This is a genomic window from Rhodococcus sp. AH-ZY2 (assembly GCF_030916465.1).
Lineage (GTDB): Bacteria > Actinomycetota > Actinomycetes > Mycobacteriales > Mycobacteriaceae > Rhodococcus > Rhodococcus ruber.
On record NZ_CP126458.1, the window covers coordinates 2,660,690 to 2,674,868 of the forward strand.

At 69.6% G+C, this 14,179-nt stretch carries 14 protein-coding genes and 1 riboswitch; of the genes, 8 read left to right on the forward strand and 6 right to left on the reverse strand.

What is annotated here, in order from left to right; genetic code table 11:
- Positions 1 to 9: 9 nt before the first annotated feature.
- Positions 10 to 176, reverse strand: a riboswitch (cyclic di-AMP (ydaO/yuaA leader).
- A 148-nt stretch (positions 177 to 324) separates the two neighbouring features.
- A complete protein-coding gene (locus QNA09_RS13200) occupies positions 325 to 486 on the reverse strand; it encodes a hypothetical protein (protein WP_155621879.1) in 162 nt (53 codons plus the stop codon).
- Positions 487 to 681: 195 nt separating this feature from the next.
- Here QNA09_RS13200 and QNA09_RS13205 point away from each other — a divergent pair, with 195 nt between their 5' ends.
- Together QNA09_RS13205 and QNA09_RS13210 are read left to right on the forward strand one after the other, a co-directional pair.
- A complete protein-coding gene (locus QNA09_RS13205; RefSeq protein WP_017680372.1) occupies positions 682 to 2,463 on the forward strand; it encodes a DEDD exonuclease domain-containing protein in 1,782 nt (593 codons plus the stop codon).
- A 42-nt stretch (positions 2,464 to 2,505) separates the two neighbouring features.
- Positions 2,506 to 2,781, forward strand: a complete 276-nt coding sequence (locus tag QNA09_RS13210) for an Lrp/AsnC family transcriptional regulator (RefSeq protein WP_003934124.1) — start codon at positions 2,506 to 2,508, stop codon at positions 2,779 to 2,781.
- A 54-nt stretch (positions 2,782 to 2,835) separates the two neighbouring features.
- Here QNA09_RS13210 and trpD read toward each other — a convergent pair whose 3' ends face one another.
- The gene (trpD, locus tag QNA09_RS13215; RefSeq protein ID WP_026137668.1) at positions 2,836 to 3,909 is read right to left on the reverse strand and encodes an anthranilate phosphoribosyltransferase; all 1,074 of its coding nucleotides are present in this window, start codon (positions 3,907 to 3,909) and stop codon (positions 2,836 to 2,838) included.
- 65 nt (positions 3,910 to 3,974) lie between these two features.
- The gene (locus QNA09_RS13220; RefSeq protein ID WP_048770970.1) at positions 3,975 to 4,421 is read right to left on the reverse strand and encodes a hypothetical protein; all 447 of its coding nucleotides are present in this window, start codon (positions 4,419 to 4,421) and stop codon (positions 3,975 to 3,977) included.
- A 137-nt stretch (positions 4,422 to 4,558) separates the two neighbouring features.
- On the opposite strand from QNA09_RS13220, the gene QNA09_RS13225 reads away from it, so the two are divergent.
- The 4 genes from QNA09_RS13225 (at position 4,559) to QNA09_RS13240 (ending at position 8,873) form a co-directional block, all read left to right on the forward strand.
- On the forward strand, positions 4,559 to 5,170 hold the full coding sequence (locus QNA09_RS13225) for a heme-copper oxidase subunit III (protein ID WP_010594348.1): 612 nt from the start codon (positions 4,559 to 4,561) through the stop codon (positions 5,168 to 5,170).
- 63 nt (positions 5,171 to 5,233) lie between these two features.
- A complete protein-coding gene (locus tag QNA09_RS13230) occupies positions 5,234 to 6,103 on the forward strand; it encodes a c-type cytochrome (protein WP_026137666.1) in 870 nt (289 codons plus the stop codon).
- On the forward strand, positions 6,100 to 7,227 hold the full coding sequence (locus QNA09_RS13235) for a ubiquinol-cytochrome c reductase iron-sulfur subunit (RefSeq protein WP_040275260.1): 1,128 nt from the start codon (positions 6,100 to 6,102) through the stop codon (positions 7,225 to 7,227). The genes QNA09_RS13230 and QNA09_RS13235 overlap by 4 nt, the downstream gene beginning before the upstream one ends.
- A complete protein-coding gene (locus tag QNA09_RS13240; protein WP_308072461.1) occupies positions 7,224 to 8,873 on the forward strand; it encodes a cytochrome bc complex cytochrome b subunit in 1,650 nt (549 codons plus the stop codon). Before QNA09_RS13235 ends, QNA09_RS13240 begins: the two co-directional genes overlap by 4 nt.
- 138 nt (positions 8,874 to 9,011) lie before the next feature.
- Here the strand turns inward: QNA09_RS13240 and QNA09_RS13245 are convergent, their stop codons facing one another.
- On the reverse strand, positions 9,012 to 9,887 hold the full coding sequence (locus QNA09_RS13245; RefSeq protein WP_059174727.1) for a cytochrome c oxidase assembly protein: 876 nt from the start codon (positions 9,885 to 9,887) through the stop codon (positions 9,012 to 9,014).
- Positions 9,888 to 10,054: 167 nt separating this feature from the next.
- On the opposite strand from QNA09_RS13245, the gene QNA09_RS13250 reads away from it, so the two are divergent.
- A complete protein-coding gene (locus QNA09_RS13250) occupies positions 10,055 to 10,366 on the forward strand; it encodes a hypothetical protein (protein ID WP_235435218.1) in 312 nt (103 codons plus the stop codon).
- Between the two features lie 102 nt (positions 10,367 to 10,468).
- On the opposite strand, the gene QNA09_RS13255 is transcribed toward QNA09_RS13250, so the two are convergent.
- Positions 10,469 to 10,885 carry a cytochrome c oxidase subunit 4 gene (locus QNA09_RS13255; protein ID WP_010594341.1) on the reverse strand — a complete coding sequence of 139 codons (417 nt, stop codon included), beginning with the start codon at positions 10,883 to 10,885 and terminating at the stop codon, positions 10,469 to 10,471.
- Positions 10,886 to 10,916: 31 nt separating this feature from the next.
- A complete protein-coding gene (locus tag QNA09_RS13260) occupies positions 10,917 to 11,981 on the reverse strand; it encodes a cytochrome c oxidase subunit II (protein ID WP_108754921.1) in 1,065 nt (354 codons plus the stop codon).
- Positions 11,982 to 12,253: 272 nt separating this feature from the next.
- Here QNA09_RS13260 and asnB point away from each other — a divergent pair, with 272 nt between their 5' ends.
- On the forward strand, positions 12,254 to 14,179 hold the full coding sequence (gene asnB, locus QNA09_RS13265) for an asparagine synthase (glutamine-hydrolyzing) (RefSeq protein WP_010594339.1): 1,926 nt from the start codon (positions 12,254 to 12,256) through the stop codon (positions 14,177 to 14,179).

A 14,179-nucleotide genomic window follows, 5' to 3' on the forward strand; every position in this document is an offset into this window, starting at 1 on the left:
GTTTGCTCCATTTCTTCCGTTCGTCCGCCGACCGAGTTAGCTGACGGGTTCGGGCTGGGAAGATCAGCCCTACCCCCCGTTCCGCGGGTGCGGTCGGAGGGATTCACCCCAGAGGACAACGTGGGTCCCCGGCTCGGGCACCCGTTGCGGATGCGCCGATTAGGCGGTGACCGAGCGGCGTCTCCCCTCTGGTGGTTCGACATCCTCACCGCTTGGTCTCGAAAAGATTACGAAATCGCATCGGAGGATGTCGACCGCCCGCGCCGTACGCGCCGCGGATTGACGGATATGCCCGATTCGGGCCGGACGGCTCCGGCCGTTCGATCACGGAAACGTAACGGTCGGTTCGAAGGACGACGGCACGGCGGCCACCTCCGGCACGTCCCGCGCCGACCACCGGCCCGCTGCCACGTCGTCGCAGGTCTCGCGGGCGATCGCGGCGGCGAGGACGCCCGCGACACCGCCCACCGCGGCGACACGTCCCACCGCACCACCCGCGTTGTTACCCCGTCGGCACGCCGCCCACACCCGCCCGGGCGATCGACGATGTGATCCTCGTCTCGTCGAGCCGACTCCGGGCGTCCGACCCCCCTCTTCCCCCACCCGGCGGTGTCGGATCCCTCTGCCGGCGTGCCGGATCCCCCTCCCCGCGGTGTCGGACCCGACTCCTACCCTGACGACGTGACCGTGCCCCGCCGACCCGATCCCGCCGTCGGGGTGCAGCTCGGGTTCGACGAACTGGACACGCCGTTGCGGGAGACGTTGTTCGTCGTCGTCGACCTCGAGACCACCGGCGGCAGTTCCACGGACGACGCCATCACGGAAATCGGCGCGGTCAAGATCCGTGGCGGCGAGGTTCTCGGCGAGTTCGCCACGCTCGTCGACCCGGGCCGTTCGATCCCGCCGAACATCGTCCAGCTCACCGGCATCACGACCGCCATGGTGCGTTCCGCGCCCCGGATCGAGCAGGTTCTGCCCTCGTTCCTCGAGTTCGCCGCCGGGGCCGTGCTCGTCGCGCACAACGCGGGCTTCGACGTCGGGTTCCTGCGGGCCGCAGCGTCCCGCGCCGAGGTCGCGTGGCCCCGGTTCACGGTGCTGTGCACGGTCAAGCTCGCCCGCCGCGTGCTCGGCCGGGACGAGGCCCCGTCCGTGCGACTGTCGGCGCTGGCCGAATTGTTCCGTGTGTCCACCACGCCCACGCACCGTGCTCTCGACGATGCCCGCGCCACCGTCGACGTCCTGCACGCGCTCATCGAGCGCGTCGGGAACCAGGGCGTCCACAGCCTCACCGAACTGCGGGACTATCTGCCGGCGGTCACCGCGGAGCAACGCGCCAAGCGGTCCCTCGCGGCACACCTGCCGCGACGGCCCGGTGTGTACCTGTTCCGCGGGCCCTCCGACGAGGTGCTGTACATCGGTACGGCCGTCGACCTGCGCCGCCGCGTGCGCAACTACTTCACCGGTTCCGAGACCCGGCCCCGGCTGAGGGAGATGGTGGCGCTCGCCACCCGGATCGACCACGTGGAATGCGCCCATGCCCTCGAGGCGGGGGTGCGGGAGTTGAGGCTGCTCGCCGCGCACGCCCCGCCCTACAACCGCCGCTCCAAGTTCCCCGCCCGGGGCTGGTGGATCACCCTCACCGACGAGGCGTTCCCCCGGCTGTCCGTCGTGCGGACACCCGCCGCGGCTCCCCCGCATCCGGTCGGCGGCCCCACCGTCGACGCCGTCGGCCCGTTCTCGTCGCGGGCCGACGCCGCCGCCGTCGCCACCACCGTCGCCGAGTTCTGCCGCCTTCGGACCTGCACCCGCCGGATCCCCCGCACGAAGCGCCACGGCGAGCACTGCCCGCCGGACGCCGTCGGAGCCTGCGCTGCCGCAGTAGCCGGACTGCAGACACCCGCCGAGTACGCGCAGCAGGTGGATCTCGCCCGCGCCCTGCTTCGCGGCGACGACGACGAGCCGCTGCATCGGATGCGCCGGCGTGTCGAACACCTCGGCGCTGCCGAACTGTTCGAGAGCGCGGCCCGGTTGCGGGACCGGACGGCCGACGCCGTGCTCGCACTGCGCCGGACGCAGCGCCTGGCCGCGCTCGCGGCGGTGGACGAGCTGGTCGCCGCCCGCCGGCGCGTCGAGGGCGGCTGGGAGTTCGCGGTGATCCGGGCGGGCCGGCTCGCGGGGGCGGGAGTCGCTCCGCGCGGCGTCCCGCCGATGCCCGTGGTCGACGCGATCGTCGCGGCAGCCGAGACGGTGCGGCCGACGACGGCGCCGTTGCGCGGCGCGCTCGTCGAGGAACTCGGCCTGCTGGTCCGCTGGCTCCACGACGACGGGGTCCGCATCGTCCGAACCTCCCAGGGCTGGTCCGAGCCGCTTCGCGGCGCCGGCGCCTGGGCGCAGTGGGGTGAACTCGCCCGGACGGCACGTGCCGGGGCCGAGCCGGTCCCGGTCGCGCACCCCCTACGCTGAGTGCTCGCCCGCACGTCCGTTCCCGGCAGCCGAGGAGAGCTCATGATCCACGCCATCGTCCTGATCCACGCCGACGCCCACCGGATTCCGGAGACCGCTCAGGCGGTCGCGGATCTGGCCGGTGTCGACAAGGTGTACTCCTGCGCCGGCGACATCGACCTGATCGCGCTGCTGCGGGTGCGGGACCACGAAGAGATCGCCGAGGTCGTCACCCGCGGGATCAACAAACTCGAGGGCGTGGCCAAGACGGCGACGCACATCGCCTTCCAGTCGTACTCGAGCGCCGATGTCGAGGCCGGGTTCTCGATCGGCGAATAGGACGGATGCCCGGTCCGCCCCGCGGTCACCTCGACCCGGCGGCGAGCCGGGTGGTCACCTCGACCCGGCGGCGAGCCGGGTGGTCACCTCGGCCCAGCGAGCGAGGACAGCCGCCGCAGCGCCCGAGTCCAGCGCCTCGGCTGCGGTCTGCATCCCCGCCGCCAGGGCACTGGCGAGCGACCCCTCGAACCCCCGGAAGGCGGCGATCGCCCCGGCGGCGTTGAGCAGGACCGCATCGCGCACCGGGCCGTGCTCCCCGGCGAGGACCGCCCGCGCAATCACGGCGTTGTCGGTGGCGTCGCCGCCGCGCAGCGCCTCGAGCGGCACCCGGGCGACGCCCAGGTCGGTGGGATCGAGGCTCACGGTGCTCACGTGGCCGTCCCGGACGACGTACACCGTCGACGTCGTGGACGTGGTCAGTTCGTCGAGACCGTCGTCGCCGCGCACGACGAGGGCCGAGTTGCCCCGCTCGGCGAGGACCCCGGCGACCGTGCCGATCAACTCCGGGAAGGCGCATCCGATCAGGCCGGCGCGGGGCCGGGCCGGGTTGGTCAACGGCCCGAGCACGTTGAACACCGTGGGAATGCCGATCTGCTTGCGCGGTGCGGCTGCGAACCGGAGCGCCGGGTGGTAGACGGGTGCGAAACAGAAGCCGATACCGGCCTCGGCGACCGACTCCGCGACGGCCTCGGGACCGAGGTCGATGTGCACGCCCAGCGCTTCGAGCACGTCCGCGCCGCCGCTCTTCGACGACGCCGCCCGGTTGCCGTGCTTGACGACCCGGATCCCGCACGCCGCCACCACCAGCGACGCCATGGTGGAGATGTTGACCGTGTTCGCCCGGTCCCCTCCGGTGCCCACGATGTCGACGACGTCGTCGTCCACCGGCACCAGGCGCGCATGAGCGAGCATCGAGTCGGCGAGGCCGAGCAGTTCCTCGGGGGTCTCGCCCTTCATCTTCAGCGCGACGCCGAACGCGGCGATCTGCGCGGCCGTGGCGTTGTCGGACATGATCTCGTCCATCGCCCACTGGGCCTCCGCCCGGGCGAGGTCGCGTCCGGCGGTGAGCGCACCGAGGACCGCCGGCCAGCTCCGGGCCACCGCATCCGCCTGTCGTCCAGCGTTCATCGCACCTGCCCTCGCCGCATCTCGCTCCTTTGTCCGACGCCGTCGTCGGCGGCGCACGGAGGAGCTTAGTCAGCGCCCGTCGCCGGCTGCAGGGCGTCCCACCCCAGCGCGGTGCCGCCCAGGCGCTGGGCGAGGGAGGCCATCCGCGACCGTTCCTGCGAACAGTGCAGCGCATCGAGCACCTGCACCCGCTGCAGCAGGACGGCCTCGAGGCCGGTCCCGGCGGGACGCGCGGGCTGTGCGGGGGCGTACCCGTCCCGTCCACAGAGGGCGATCGCCTGATCCACCGAATCGGCCGGCAGTTCGAGGTGATGGCGCAGCACGGCTTCCGCTTCCGGGGACCAGGCCGGTTCCGACGCCGAGCCCCGCTCGAGGGCGGTCGAACAGGCCTCGACGTCGTCGAAGGACGAGACCACCACCACCAGGTCCGGCCGCGACGGATCGAGCGGCTCCGGACGCCTGCGTGAGAACACCCGGCGGACCCGGCTCCACACCCCTGCACCACTGCTCATCGCACCACGATCCCATGCTCGGCGACGGGGCGCGACGACCCCCCGGATCGGGGACTCACAGGCCGGTCACCAGCAAAGACGCGCCGATTTCAGCCCCGAGTGCCCAAGAGTTACTACGACCAGTCATACTTGCGAACGTGACGAGCGCAGTAGGGACTTCAGGAACTGCAATCACCCAGCGCGTGCACTCGCTGAACCGGCCCAATCTGGTCAGCGTCGGCACCATCGTGTGGTTGTCCAGTGAGCTCATGTTTTTCGCAGGGCTCTTCGCCATGTACTTCGTGGCCCGGGCACAGGCCGACGGCAACTGGCCGCCGGAGCCTGTCCATCTCAATCTGGCGCTGGCGGTGCCGGTCACCCTCGTGCTGATCGCCTCCTCCTTCACCTGCCAGATGGGCGTGTTCGCCGCCGAACGCGGCGACGTGTTCGGCCTCCGGCGGTGGTACCTCATCACCCTCGCCATGGGCACGTTCTTCGTGCTCGGCCAGGGCTTCGAGTACACCCAGCTGGTCGCGGAAGGCGTGACGATCTCGAGCATGGTCTGGGGGTCGGTCTTCTACATCACGACCGGATTCCACGGCCTCCACGTCATCGGCGGCCTCGTCGCCTTCGTGTTCCTCCTCGTACGCACGAGGGTCAGCAAGTTCACGCCGGCGCAGGCCACCGCAGCGATCGTCGTCTCCTATTACTGGCACTTCGTCGACATCGTGTGGATTGCGCTGTTTGCCACGATTTATTTCATCCGTTAGCCAGCTGAACGCCCAGGCAGCCCCCTGACGTCCAGTCCGTCCCGACATACCAAAGGGATACAGATGAGTTCATCCCCACCTCTCGCTTCCGAGGGTGACATGCCCGGTCAGTCCGCGGCCGCGTCCGCCAAGTCCCGCCGTCAGCGCAAGCTGCGCCGCCGCGTCACCGGTGCGCTGGTGCTCGCCCTCGGCCTGCTCAGCGCGGGCTTCCTCGCCTCCGCGCTGACCCCCGCGCCGCAGGTGGCGACGGCGAACGAGGATCAGTCGGCACTGATCCGCGAAGGCAAGCAGCTCTACGAGACCTCCTGCGTCACGTGCCACGGCGCCAACCTGCAGGGTGTGCAGGACCGCGGCCCGAGCCTGATCGGTGTCGGCGAGGCAGCCGTGTACTTCCAGGTCTCCACCGGCCGCATGCCGATGATGCGCAACGAGGCCCAGGCCCTGCGCAAGACGCCGAAGTTCGACGCGGCCCAGACGGACGCCCTCGGCGCCTACATCCAGGCCAACGGTGGCGGCCCCACGCTCATCCGCGACGAGAACGGTGAGATCGCGCAGTCCTCGCTGCGCGGCGACGACGTCGCGCGCGGCAGCGAACTGTTCCGCCAGAACTGCGCCTCGTGCCACAACTTCACCGGCCGGGGTGGCGCACTGTCGTCCGGCAAGTTCGCGCCCGTCCTCGACCCGGCGAACGAGCAGCAGATCTACACCGCGATGCTGACCGGTCCGCAGAACATGCCCAAGTTCTCCGATCGTCAGCTCACGCTGGAGGAGAAGCAGGACATCATCGCCTACGTCAAGGCGTCCAGCGAGACGCAGAGCCCCGGCGGATACGGCCTGGGCGGCTTCGGCCCCGCCTCCGAGGGCCCGACGATGTGGGTGGTCGGGATCGTCGCCGTCGTGGGTGCGGCACTGTGGATCGGAGCAAGGTCATGAGTGGCGGCGAAACGCCGAACAAGCACACGATCGAGAATCTCGATCAGATGAGCCGCGACGATCTCGTCGCGCTCGGCACCAACCTCGACGGTGTGGACGTGGCGTTCCGCAAGGATCGCTGGCCCGTCGGCGGCACCCGCGCCGAGAAGCGCGCGGAACGCAACGTCGCCTTCTGGTTCGGGCTGGCGGGCGTGTCGGCCCTCGCGTTCATCGCGGTGTTCATCTTCTGGCCGTGGGAGTACCAGGGCCCCGGGGAGGACAACTACGCGCTGTACAACCTGTACACGCCGCTGCTGGGCCTGACCCTGGGTCTGGCCATCCTCGGCGTCGGCGTCGGTGCGGTGCAGTTCACCAAGAAGTTCATTCCGGAGGAGGTGTCGATCCAGGATCGGCACGACGGTGTCTCCTCGGAGGTCGACCGGCGCACGATCGTCGCCGAGCTCTCCGACTCGCTGGACACCTCCACGCTGCCGCGCCGCAAGCTGATCAAGCGCACGGCGCTGTTCGGTGGCGGTGCCCTCGGCCTCGGCCTGATCATGCCGCTCGGCGGCCTGATCAAGAACCCCTGGGCCGAAGGCGACGACTCCCCGCTGTGGGTCTCGGGCTGGACCCCCCGGTACCCGGGCGAGACGATCTACCTGCGACGCGACACCGGGCGCGTGAACGACATCGTCCTGGTCCGCCCGGAGGACCTCGACGCCGGCGGCATGGAGACCGTGTTCCCGTTCCGCGAGTCCGACCGCGGTGACGAGCAGGCCCTCCTCGAGGGCCTGCGCGGCATCCGCAACGCCGTCATGCTGATCCGCCTGCGCACCGAGGACACCGCGAAGGTGATCAAGCGCAAGGGCCAGGAGAGCTTCAACTACGGCGACTACTTCGCCTACTCGAAGATCTGCACCCACCTGGGCTGCCCGACCTCGCTGTACGAACAGCAGACCAACCGCATCCTGTGCCCCTGCCACCAGTCGCAGTTCAATGCTCTGGAGTACGGCAAGCCCCTGTTCGGTCCTGCTGCTCGCGCACTGCCGCAGTTGCCTATTACAGTGAACGAAGAGGGCTTCCTCGTCGCCGGCGGCGACTTCATCGAGGCTCTCGGTCCGGCATTTTGGGAGCGTCGCCCGTGAGTACTGCAACACCGTCCCGCGCCGCCCACGCGGCGGAGAACATCGACTCGCGCTATCACCCGGCGGCCGGGTTGCGGCGTCAGATCAACAAGGTGTTCCCCACCCACTGGTCCTTCCTCCTGGGTGAGATCGCGCTGTACAGCTTCGTGATCCTGCTGATCTCGGGCGTGTACCTGACGCTGTTCTTCGATCCGTCCCTCGCGCACGTCGTCTACGACGGCGCCTACACCCCGCTGCGCGGCGTCACGATGTCGCGCGCGTACGAGACGACCCTGGACATCTCGTTCGAGGTGCGCGGCGGTCTGTTCGTCCGGCAGATCCACCACTGGGCTGCGCTGATGTTCGCCGCGTCGATCATCGTGCACCTGCTGCGCGTGTTCTTCACCGGTGCGTTCCGCCGTCCGCGCGAAGCGAACTGGGTGATCGGCTCGCTGCTGCTGATCCTCGCGATGTTCGAGGGCTTCTTCGGCTACTCGCTGCCCGACGACCTGCTCTCCGGCACCGGTCTTCGCGCCGCCCTGTCCGGCATCACCATCAGCATCCCGGTGATCGGCACGTGGATGCACTGGCTGATCTTCGGCGGCGACTTCCCGGGCATGCTCATCATCCCGCGCCTGTACGTCGCGCACGTCCTGCTGCTTCCGGGCATCATTCTCGCCCTGATCGCAGCCCACCTCGCGCTCGTCTGGTACCAGAAGCACACGCAGTTCCCCGGCCCCGGCCGTACCGAGCAGAACGTCGTGGGCGTCCGGATCCTGCCGGTGTTCGCCGTCAAGTCCGGCGCGTTCTTCGCCATCACCTTCGCGGTGCTGGCCCTGATGAGCGGTCTGCTCCAGATCAACCCGGTCTGGAACATCGGCCCGTACAACCCGTCGCAGGTGTCCGCCGGCTCGCAGCCCGACATCTACATGATGTGGACGGACGGCCTGGCCCGGATCTGGCCGGCCTGGGAGATCTACCTGTTCGGCCGGTACACGATCCCCGCGGTGTTCTGGATCGCGGTGATCATGGGCCTGGTCTTCGCGGTGCTGATCGCCTACCCGTGGATCGAGAAGAAGTTCACCAAGGACGACGCGCACCACAACCTGCTGCAGCGTCCGCGGGACGTCCCGGTCCGGACCGCGATCGGCGCGATGGCCCTGACCTTCTACGCCATCGCGACCATCATGTGCATCAACGACATCATCGCCTACAAGTTCGACATCTCGTTGAACGCGATGACGTGGATCGGCCGCATCGGCATCCTGCTCGGCCCGCCGCTCGCCTACTACCTGACCTACCGGTTCTGCCTGGGCCTGCAGCGCAGCGACCGTCAGGTGCTCGAGCACGGCATCGAGACGGGCATTGTCCGTCGCCTGCCGCACGGCGAGTACATCGAGATCCACCAGCCGCTCGGCCCGGTGGACGAGCACGGCCATCCGGTCCCGCTCGAGTACCAGGGTGCTCCGGTGCCCAAGCGCATGAACAAGCTCGGCACCGCCGGCAAGCCCGGCGCGGGCAGCTGGTGGAGCGCGGACCCGGCCGAGGAGGCGACCGCCCTCGAGACGGCGCACCACGAGGCGGAGGTCGAGCAGCGCACGGTCCTGAGCGAGTACCAGGAACGCGTCCACGGCACGCCGACGGACGGTGACGGCCGGACGCACTGACGCCCGTCCGAAGCCGGAGGCCCCGAACCGCACGCGGTTCGGGGCCTCTGCCGTTCGCGGGCATCCCGCACCCCTCCGAGCCGCGTGCGCGCATCCGACCGCTCCCCCACCTCGGCAGACGCCCGGGGCGACCGCCCGCTACCGTCCGGGTGTGTCGGCACTCCGGTGCCCACGCGGCGTCGCGCCGACACCGGTCCGAGGAGGAGCGTGGGGGCCCTCGGCTGCGTCCCGGCGGACGCTCCGGGCCCGGTCCCGGCCGGTACGGCGGTACCACTCCACGGCCAGCACGACGGCGAGCGCCACCTCGACGAGGTCACCGCCGTAGTACATCACCAACGCACCGGCCTGCAGATCCGACGTGGCGACCTCGTGACCGGGCGGTGGGGACGCGTAGAGGCTCTCGGCCAGGATCGCGTGTGCCGTCCCGGCGAGGAACAGGACCGCTGCCCGCGATCCGAGACCGTAGCGGTGCCGGACGGGGTCCACCTGGCAGATCGCGTAGGCGAACAGCACCCCGGCCGCGAACACGTGCAGATGGACGACCGCCCCGAGCAGCAGACTATGGTGCATGACCGCGAACAGGCCGGTGCGATACAGCAGCCACAGCCCACCCAGATCGAGAACGGCCGCAACCGGCGGAGCTGTGAGCACCGCGACGGGCCCCGAGTGCGCTACCGACACCAGCGCCCGTCGCGCGGGACCCGGCTGCACCGCTCGCAAGGCGAGCGTGACGGGGCGTGCGAGCACGAGCAGCACCGGGCCCACCATCCCCACCCCCAAGTGGACACCCATGTGGCCGGTGAAAGCCGGCACCGGCAGGGGCACGGTCGCCGCAGCGACGATCGCACACCCGGCGACGAAGGACGCATCCCGTGCCCGCGACCAGACGTCGCCGCGCCGCCGAAGACGGCTCGACGCGGCAAGGTAGGTACCGGCGATTGCCGCGGCGACGACGACCACGAGCAGGTGCAGCAGCCCCGGACTGCCCGGGGCGAGCATCGAGTGGTCGTGCATGCCGTCGCCGCCTACCGGTGGTCCGCACGGACTGCCCGCACCCGCAGGACCGCGCCCCCGACGAGGAGCACCAGGGCGAAACCGTTCCAGGCGAGGTCGTACGGCAGCAGCTCGACAACCGGGCCGTGCACTACGGGCAGGGTGCCGTGCTGAGAATAGTGCGGTCGGTGGTGTCGGAGGTGGGGTTACGAGGGCCGTGGGCGTCCGCGAAGTTCACGGTTCTGCGGCTGACCAACGATCAGATCCTGGAGAATGCCACCGGGGTCGGTGCCCCGCCACAGACGTGGCCACGCTCGGAACTGGTGGTCGACGTCCTGCACAAGGCGGTGTACGCCTTCGTCACCGGGGTGGTCGCGGACGCTCTGGCAGCTCGCCGGGGCCGCGGACCGGGACAGCTGCACGCCGCGACTCTGCCGGGCCGGCATGCCGGTGTCGGTCCCGTGCCCCGCGACCTCGCCTCGGGCCGGTCGCCACGGTGACCCCCGACCGTCGTCCGCAGCACGGTGCTCCCGGAGACGCAGAAGCCCGCGGGGCGGCCTCACGATGAGGCCGCCCCGCGGGCGTCGTGCTTCTGCGTGCGCTCAGTGCTTCTCGGGTCCGACGTGGTACTCGAACACCAGGCCGGCCGCCGCAGCCAGGATCAGCACCACGGCGAGGACGATCAGCCACGGCTGGAAGAAGGCCAGCGCGATGGCGGCGAAGGCGGCCGCCCCCGCCAGCAGGATCGGCCAGTAGCTCCCCGCGCTGAAGAAGCCCAGGTCGCCTGCGCCGTCGCTGATCTCGGCCTCCTCGTAGTCCTCCGGGCGGGTGTCGAGGCGACGGGCCACAAAGCGGAAGTAGGTGCCGACGATCAGGGTCAGGCCCGCCGAGAGCACGATCGCCGTGAGGCCGGCCCACTCGATGCCCGTGCGGGACAGTCCGGTGAACACTCCGTAGACGATGGCGACGAGCACGAAGAACACCGTCACGACTTCGAAGAGCTTGGCTTCGATCTTCATATCAGCTTGTCCTTGGTCGGAGGGTTACCGGTCAGTTGCCCGCGGTGACGACGCCGCTGGCCGCCCGGTCGGTGCGGTCGGTCTTGAACGGGGTGGTGGACGTCGCGACCGGGGACTCGCCGATACGCTCGAGCGCCTGCGCGTTGGTCAGGCCCTGACCGCCGTCCTCGACGGGCTTGCGGAGCTCGATGTACTCCGCGAACCGCTCCGGGCTCACCGCGCGGACCTCGAAGTTCATCATCGCGTGGTAGGTGCCGCACATCTCGGCGCAGCGGCCGACGAACGCGCCTTCCTCCTGGATCTCGGAGATCTGGAAGACGGGATCGGAGCTGTTGTTCAGCGGGTTCGGATTGACGTCCCGCTTGAACAGGAACTCCGGCACCCAGAAGGAGTGGATCACGTCGGAGGAGGCGAGCACGAACTCGATCCGGCGGTCGGTCGGCAGGACGAGGACCGGGATCTCGCTGCTGGTGCCGACGGTCTCGATCTTGTTGTAGTGCAGGTACGACAGGTCCTCGGCCTCCTGACCGTGGATCGGTGCCGGCACCTCGTGCTCGCCGCCGGCATGCTCCTCGTCGTCACCGGCGACCGCAGCCTGGGCGATCTCGTCGGTGCCCTCGTAGCGCGCCGTGCCCTCACCGAGATCGATCGTGCGGTAGCCGAACTTCCAGTTCCACTGGAACGCCGTGACGTCGACCACGACGTTCGGGTTGTCCTCCTTCTCGAGGACGTAGTTCTGCACCACCACGGTGAAGTAGAACAGCACCGCGATGATGACGAACGGCACAGCCGTGTACAGCAGCTCGAGCGGCACGTTGTACGCCGTCTGCCGCGGGAACTCCGGCGAGTCCTTCTTCTTGCGGTGGAAGATGACCACCCAGAAGGTCAGGCCCCACACCAGCACACCCATGACGAGGGCGGCGACGACCGACCACGTCCACAGCTCACGCATACGCTCGGCCTGCGGGGTAATCCCCTCCGGCCAGCCGAAACGCAGGACTTCCTCGCTGCTGCATCCCGTCAGCAGCAGGGCTGCAATACCGAGAGATGCTGCCAGCCCGAACCGCCGAAGGATCCGACCTTGCGCCACGTTCACGCCTTCCTGATCGCCGCAATTCCACTAGGGCACACCCGGAGGGCAGACCCAATTACTACGCAGCGTAGACCAAACCCGGCTGCGATCCATCCCCGGGGCGCACACAACGTGTCGCGTCGTTGCGTGCCCGCTGCTCACGACAGGGTCGACACCGGCCGCCGGCTGCCGCAACCCCCGGGCTGCGGCATACTGCCATGCAGACCGTCGGTCCCTGCCGCGGCAACATTCCCGGGGGCCGAATCCATCCCAACCGGAATGAGGTATCGGACGCCGTGTGCGGACTGCTCGGGTTACTGACCACTGACGGCACCAGCGACGACGCCGTCGCCAAGGTCGACTCCGCGATGCACTGCCTGCGCCACCGCGGACCCGACGAGCACGGCACCTGGCACGACGGTGACCTGGTCTACGGCTTCAATCGGCTGTCGATCATCGACATCGCGCACTCGCACCAGCCGCTGCGTTGGGGCCCGCCGGAGTCTCCGGAGCGCTATGCCCTGACCTTCAACGGTGAGATCTACAACTATCTGGAGCTGCGTGCCGAGCTGACCGAGAAGTACGGGACACAGTTCGCCACCGAGGGCGACAGCGAGACGATCGTCGCCGCGTTCCACCACTGGGGTGCCGACGCGGTGCGACGACTTCGCGGCATGTTCGCGTTCGCAGTCTGGGACACCGAGACGCGCGAGCTGTTCCTCGCCCGCGATCCGTTCGGGATCAAGCCGCTGTTCCTGGCCACGGGCACGGGTGGCACCGCGTTCGGCAGCGAGAAGAAGAGCCTGCTCGAGCTGGCCGAGGTGATCGGGATCGGCACCGGACTCGATCCCCGCGCCGTCGAGCACTACACGGTGTTGCAGTACGTGCCCGAACCGGAAACCCTGCACGCGGAGATCCGGCGGCTCGAGTCCGGGTGCTTCGCCCGGGTGCGTCCGGGGGGCCGCCCCGAGATCACCCGGTACTTCGAGCCGACGTTCCCCGTCCGTCCCTTCGCCGCGGGTCGCGAGGACGACCGGTACCGGGAGATCGCGGAGGCGCTCGAGGACTCCGTCGCCAAGCACATGCGCGCCGACGTGACGGTGGGATCGTTCCTGTCCGGCGGTATCGACTCCACGGCCGTCGCGGCTCTCGCGATGCGGCACAACCCGAATCTGATCACCTTCACCACCGGGTTCGAGCGCGAAGGCTACTCGGAGGTCGACGTGGCCGCCGAGTCCGCCGCCGCGATCGGCGCGCGCCACGTCGTCAAGGTCGTCTCCCCCGCCGAGTTCGCCGCCGCGATCCCCGAGATCGTGTGGTACCTGGACGACCCCGTCGCCGATCCCGCGCTGGTGCCCCTGTGGTTTGTCGCCAAGGAAGCGCGCAAGCACGTGAAGGTGGTGCTGTCCGGGGAAGGCGCCGACGAGTTGTTCGGCGGCTACACCATCTACCGCGAGCCGCTGTCGCTGAAGCCGTTCGAGTACCTGCCGAAGCCGATGCGGCGTGCGGCCGGCAAGTTGTCGGAGCGCATCCCCGAGGGCACTCGCGGGAAGAGCCTGCTCCATCGCGGGTCGATGACGCTCGAGGAGCGGTACTACGGCAACGCCCGCAGCTTCAACGACGCGCAGCTGCGGGCCGTGCTGCGCGACTTCCGTCCGGAGTGGACGCACCAGGACGTCACCGCGCCGATCTACGCCCGCTCGGCCGGGTGGGATCCTGTCGCGCGGATGCAGCATCTCGACCTGTTCACCTGGCTGCGCGGCGACATCCTCGTCAAGGCCGACAAGATGACGATGGCGAATTCGCTGGAGCTGCGCGTGCCGTTCCTCGACCCGGAGGTCTTCCGCGTCGCCTCACAGGTGCCGCTGGATCAGAAGATCACGAAGAACACCACCAAGTACGCGCTGCGACGAGCCCTCGAGGGCATCGTCCCGCCGCACGTGCTGCACCGCGCGAAGCTCGGCTTCCCCGTGCCGCTGCGGCACTGGCTGCGCGGACCCGAACTGTTCGACTGGGCACGCGACGTGATCGCCGAGTCGGGCACCGAGCACCTGCTGGACAAGGCGGCCGTTGCCCGGATGCTCGACGAGCACCGCGAGGGCCGGACCGATCACAGCCGGCGGCTGTGGACGGTGCTGGTGTTCATGATCTGGCACGGCATCTTCGTCGAGCAGCGCATCGTGCCGGAGATCCAGGAGCCGGCGTACCCCGTCGAGGTGTAG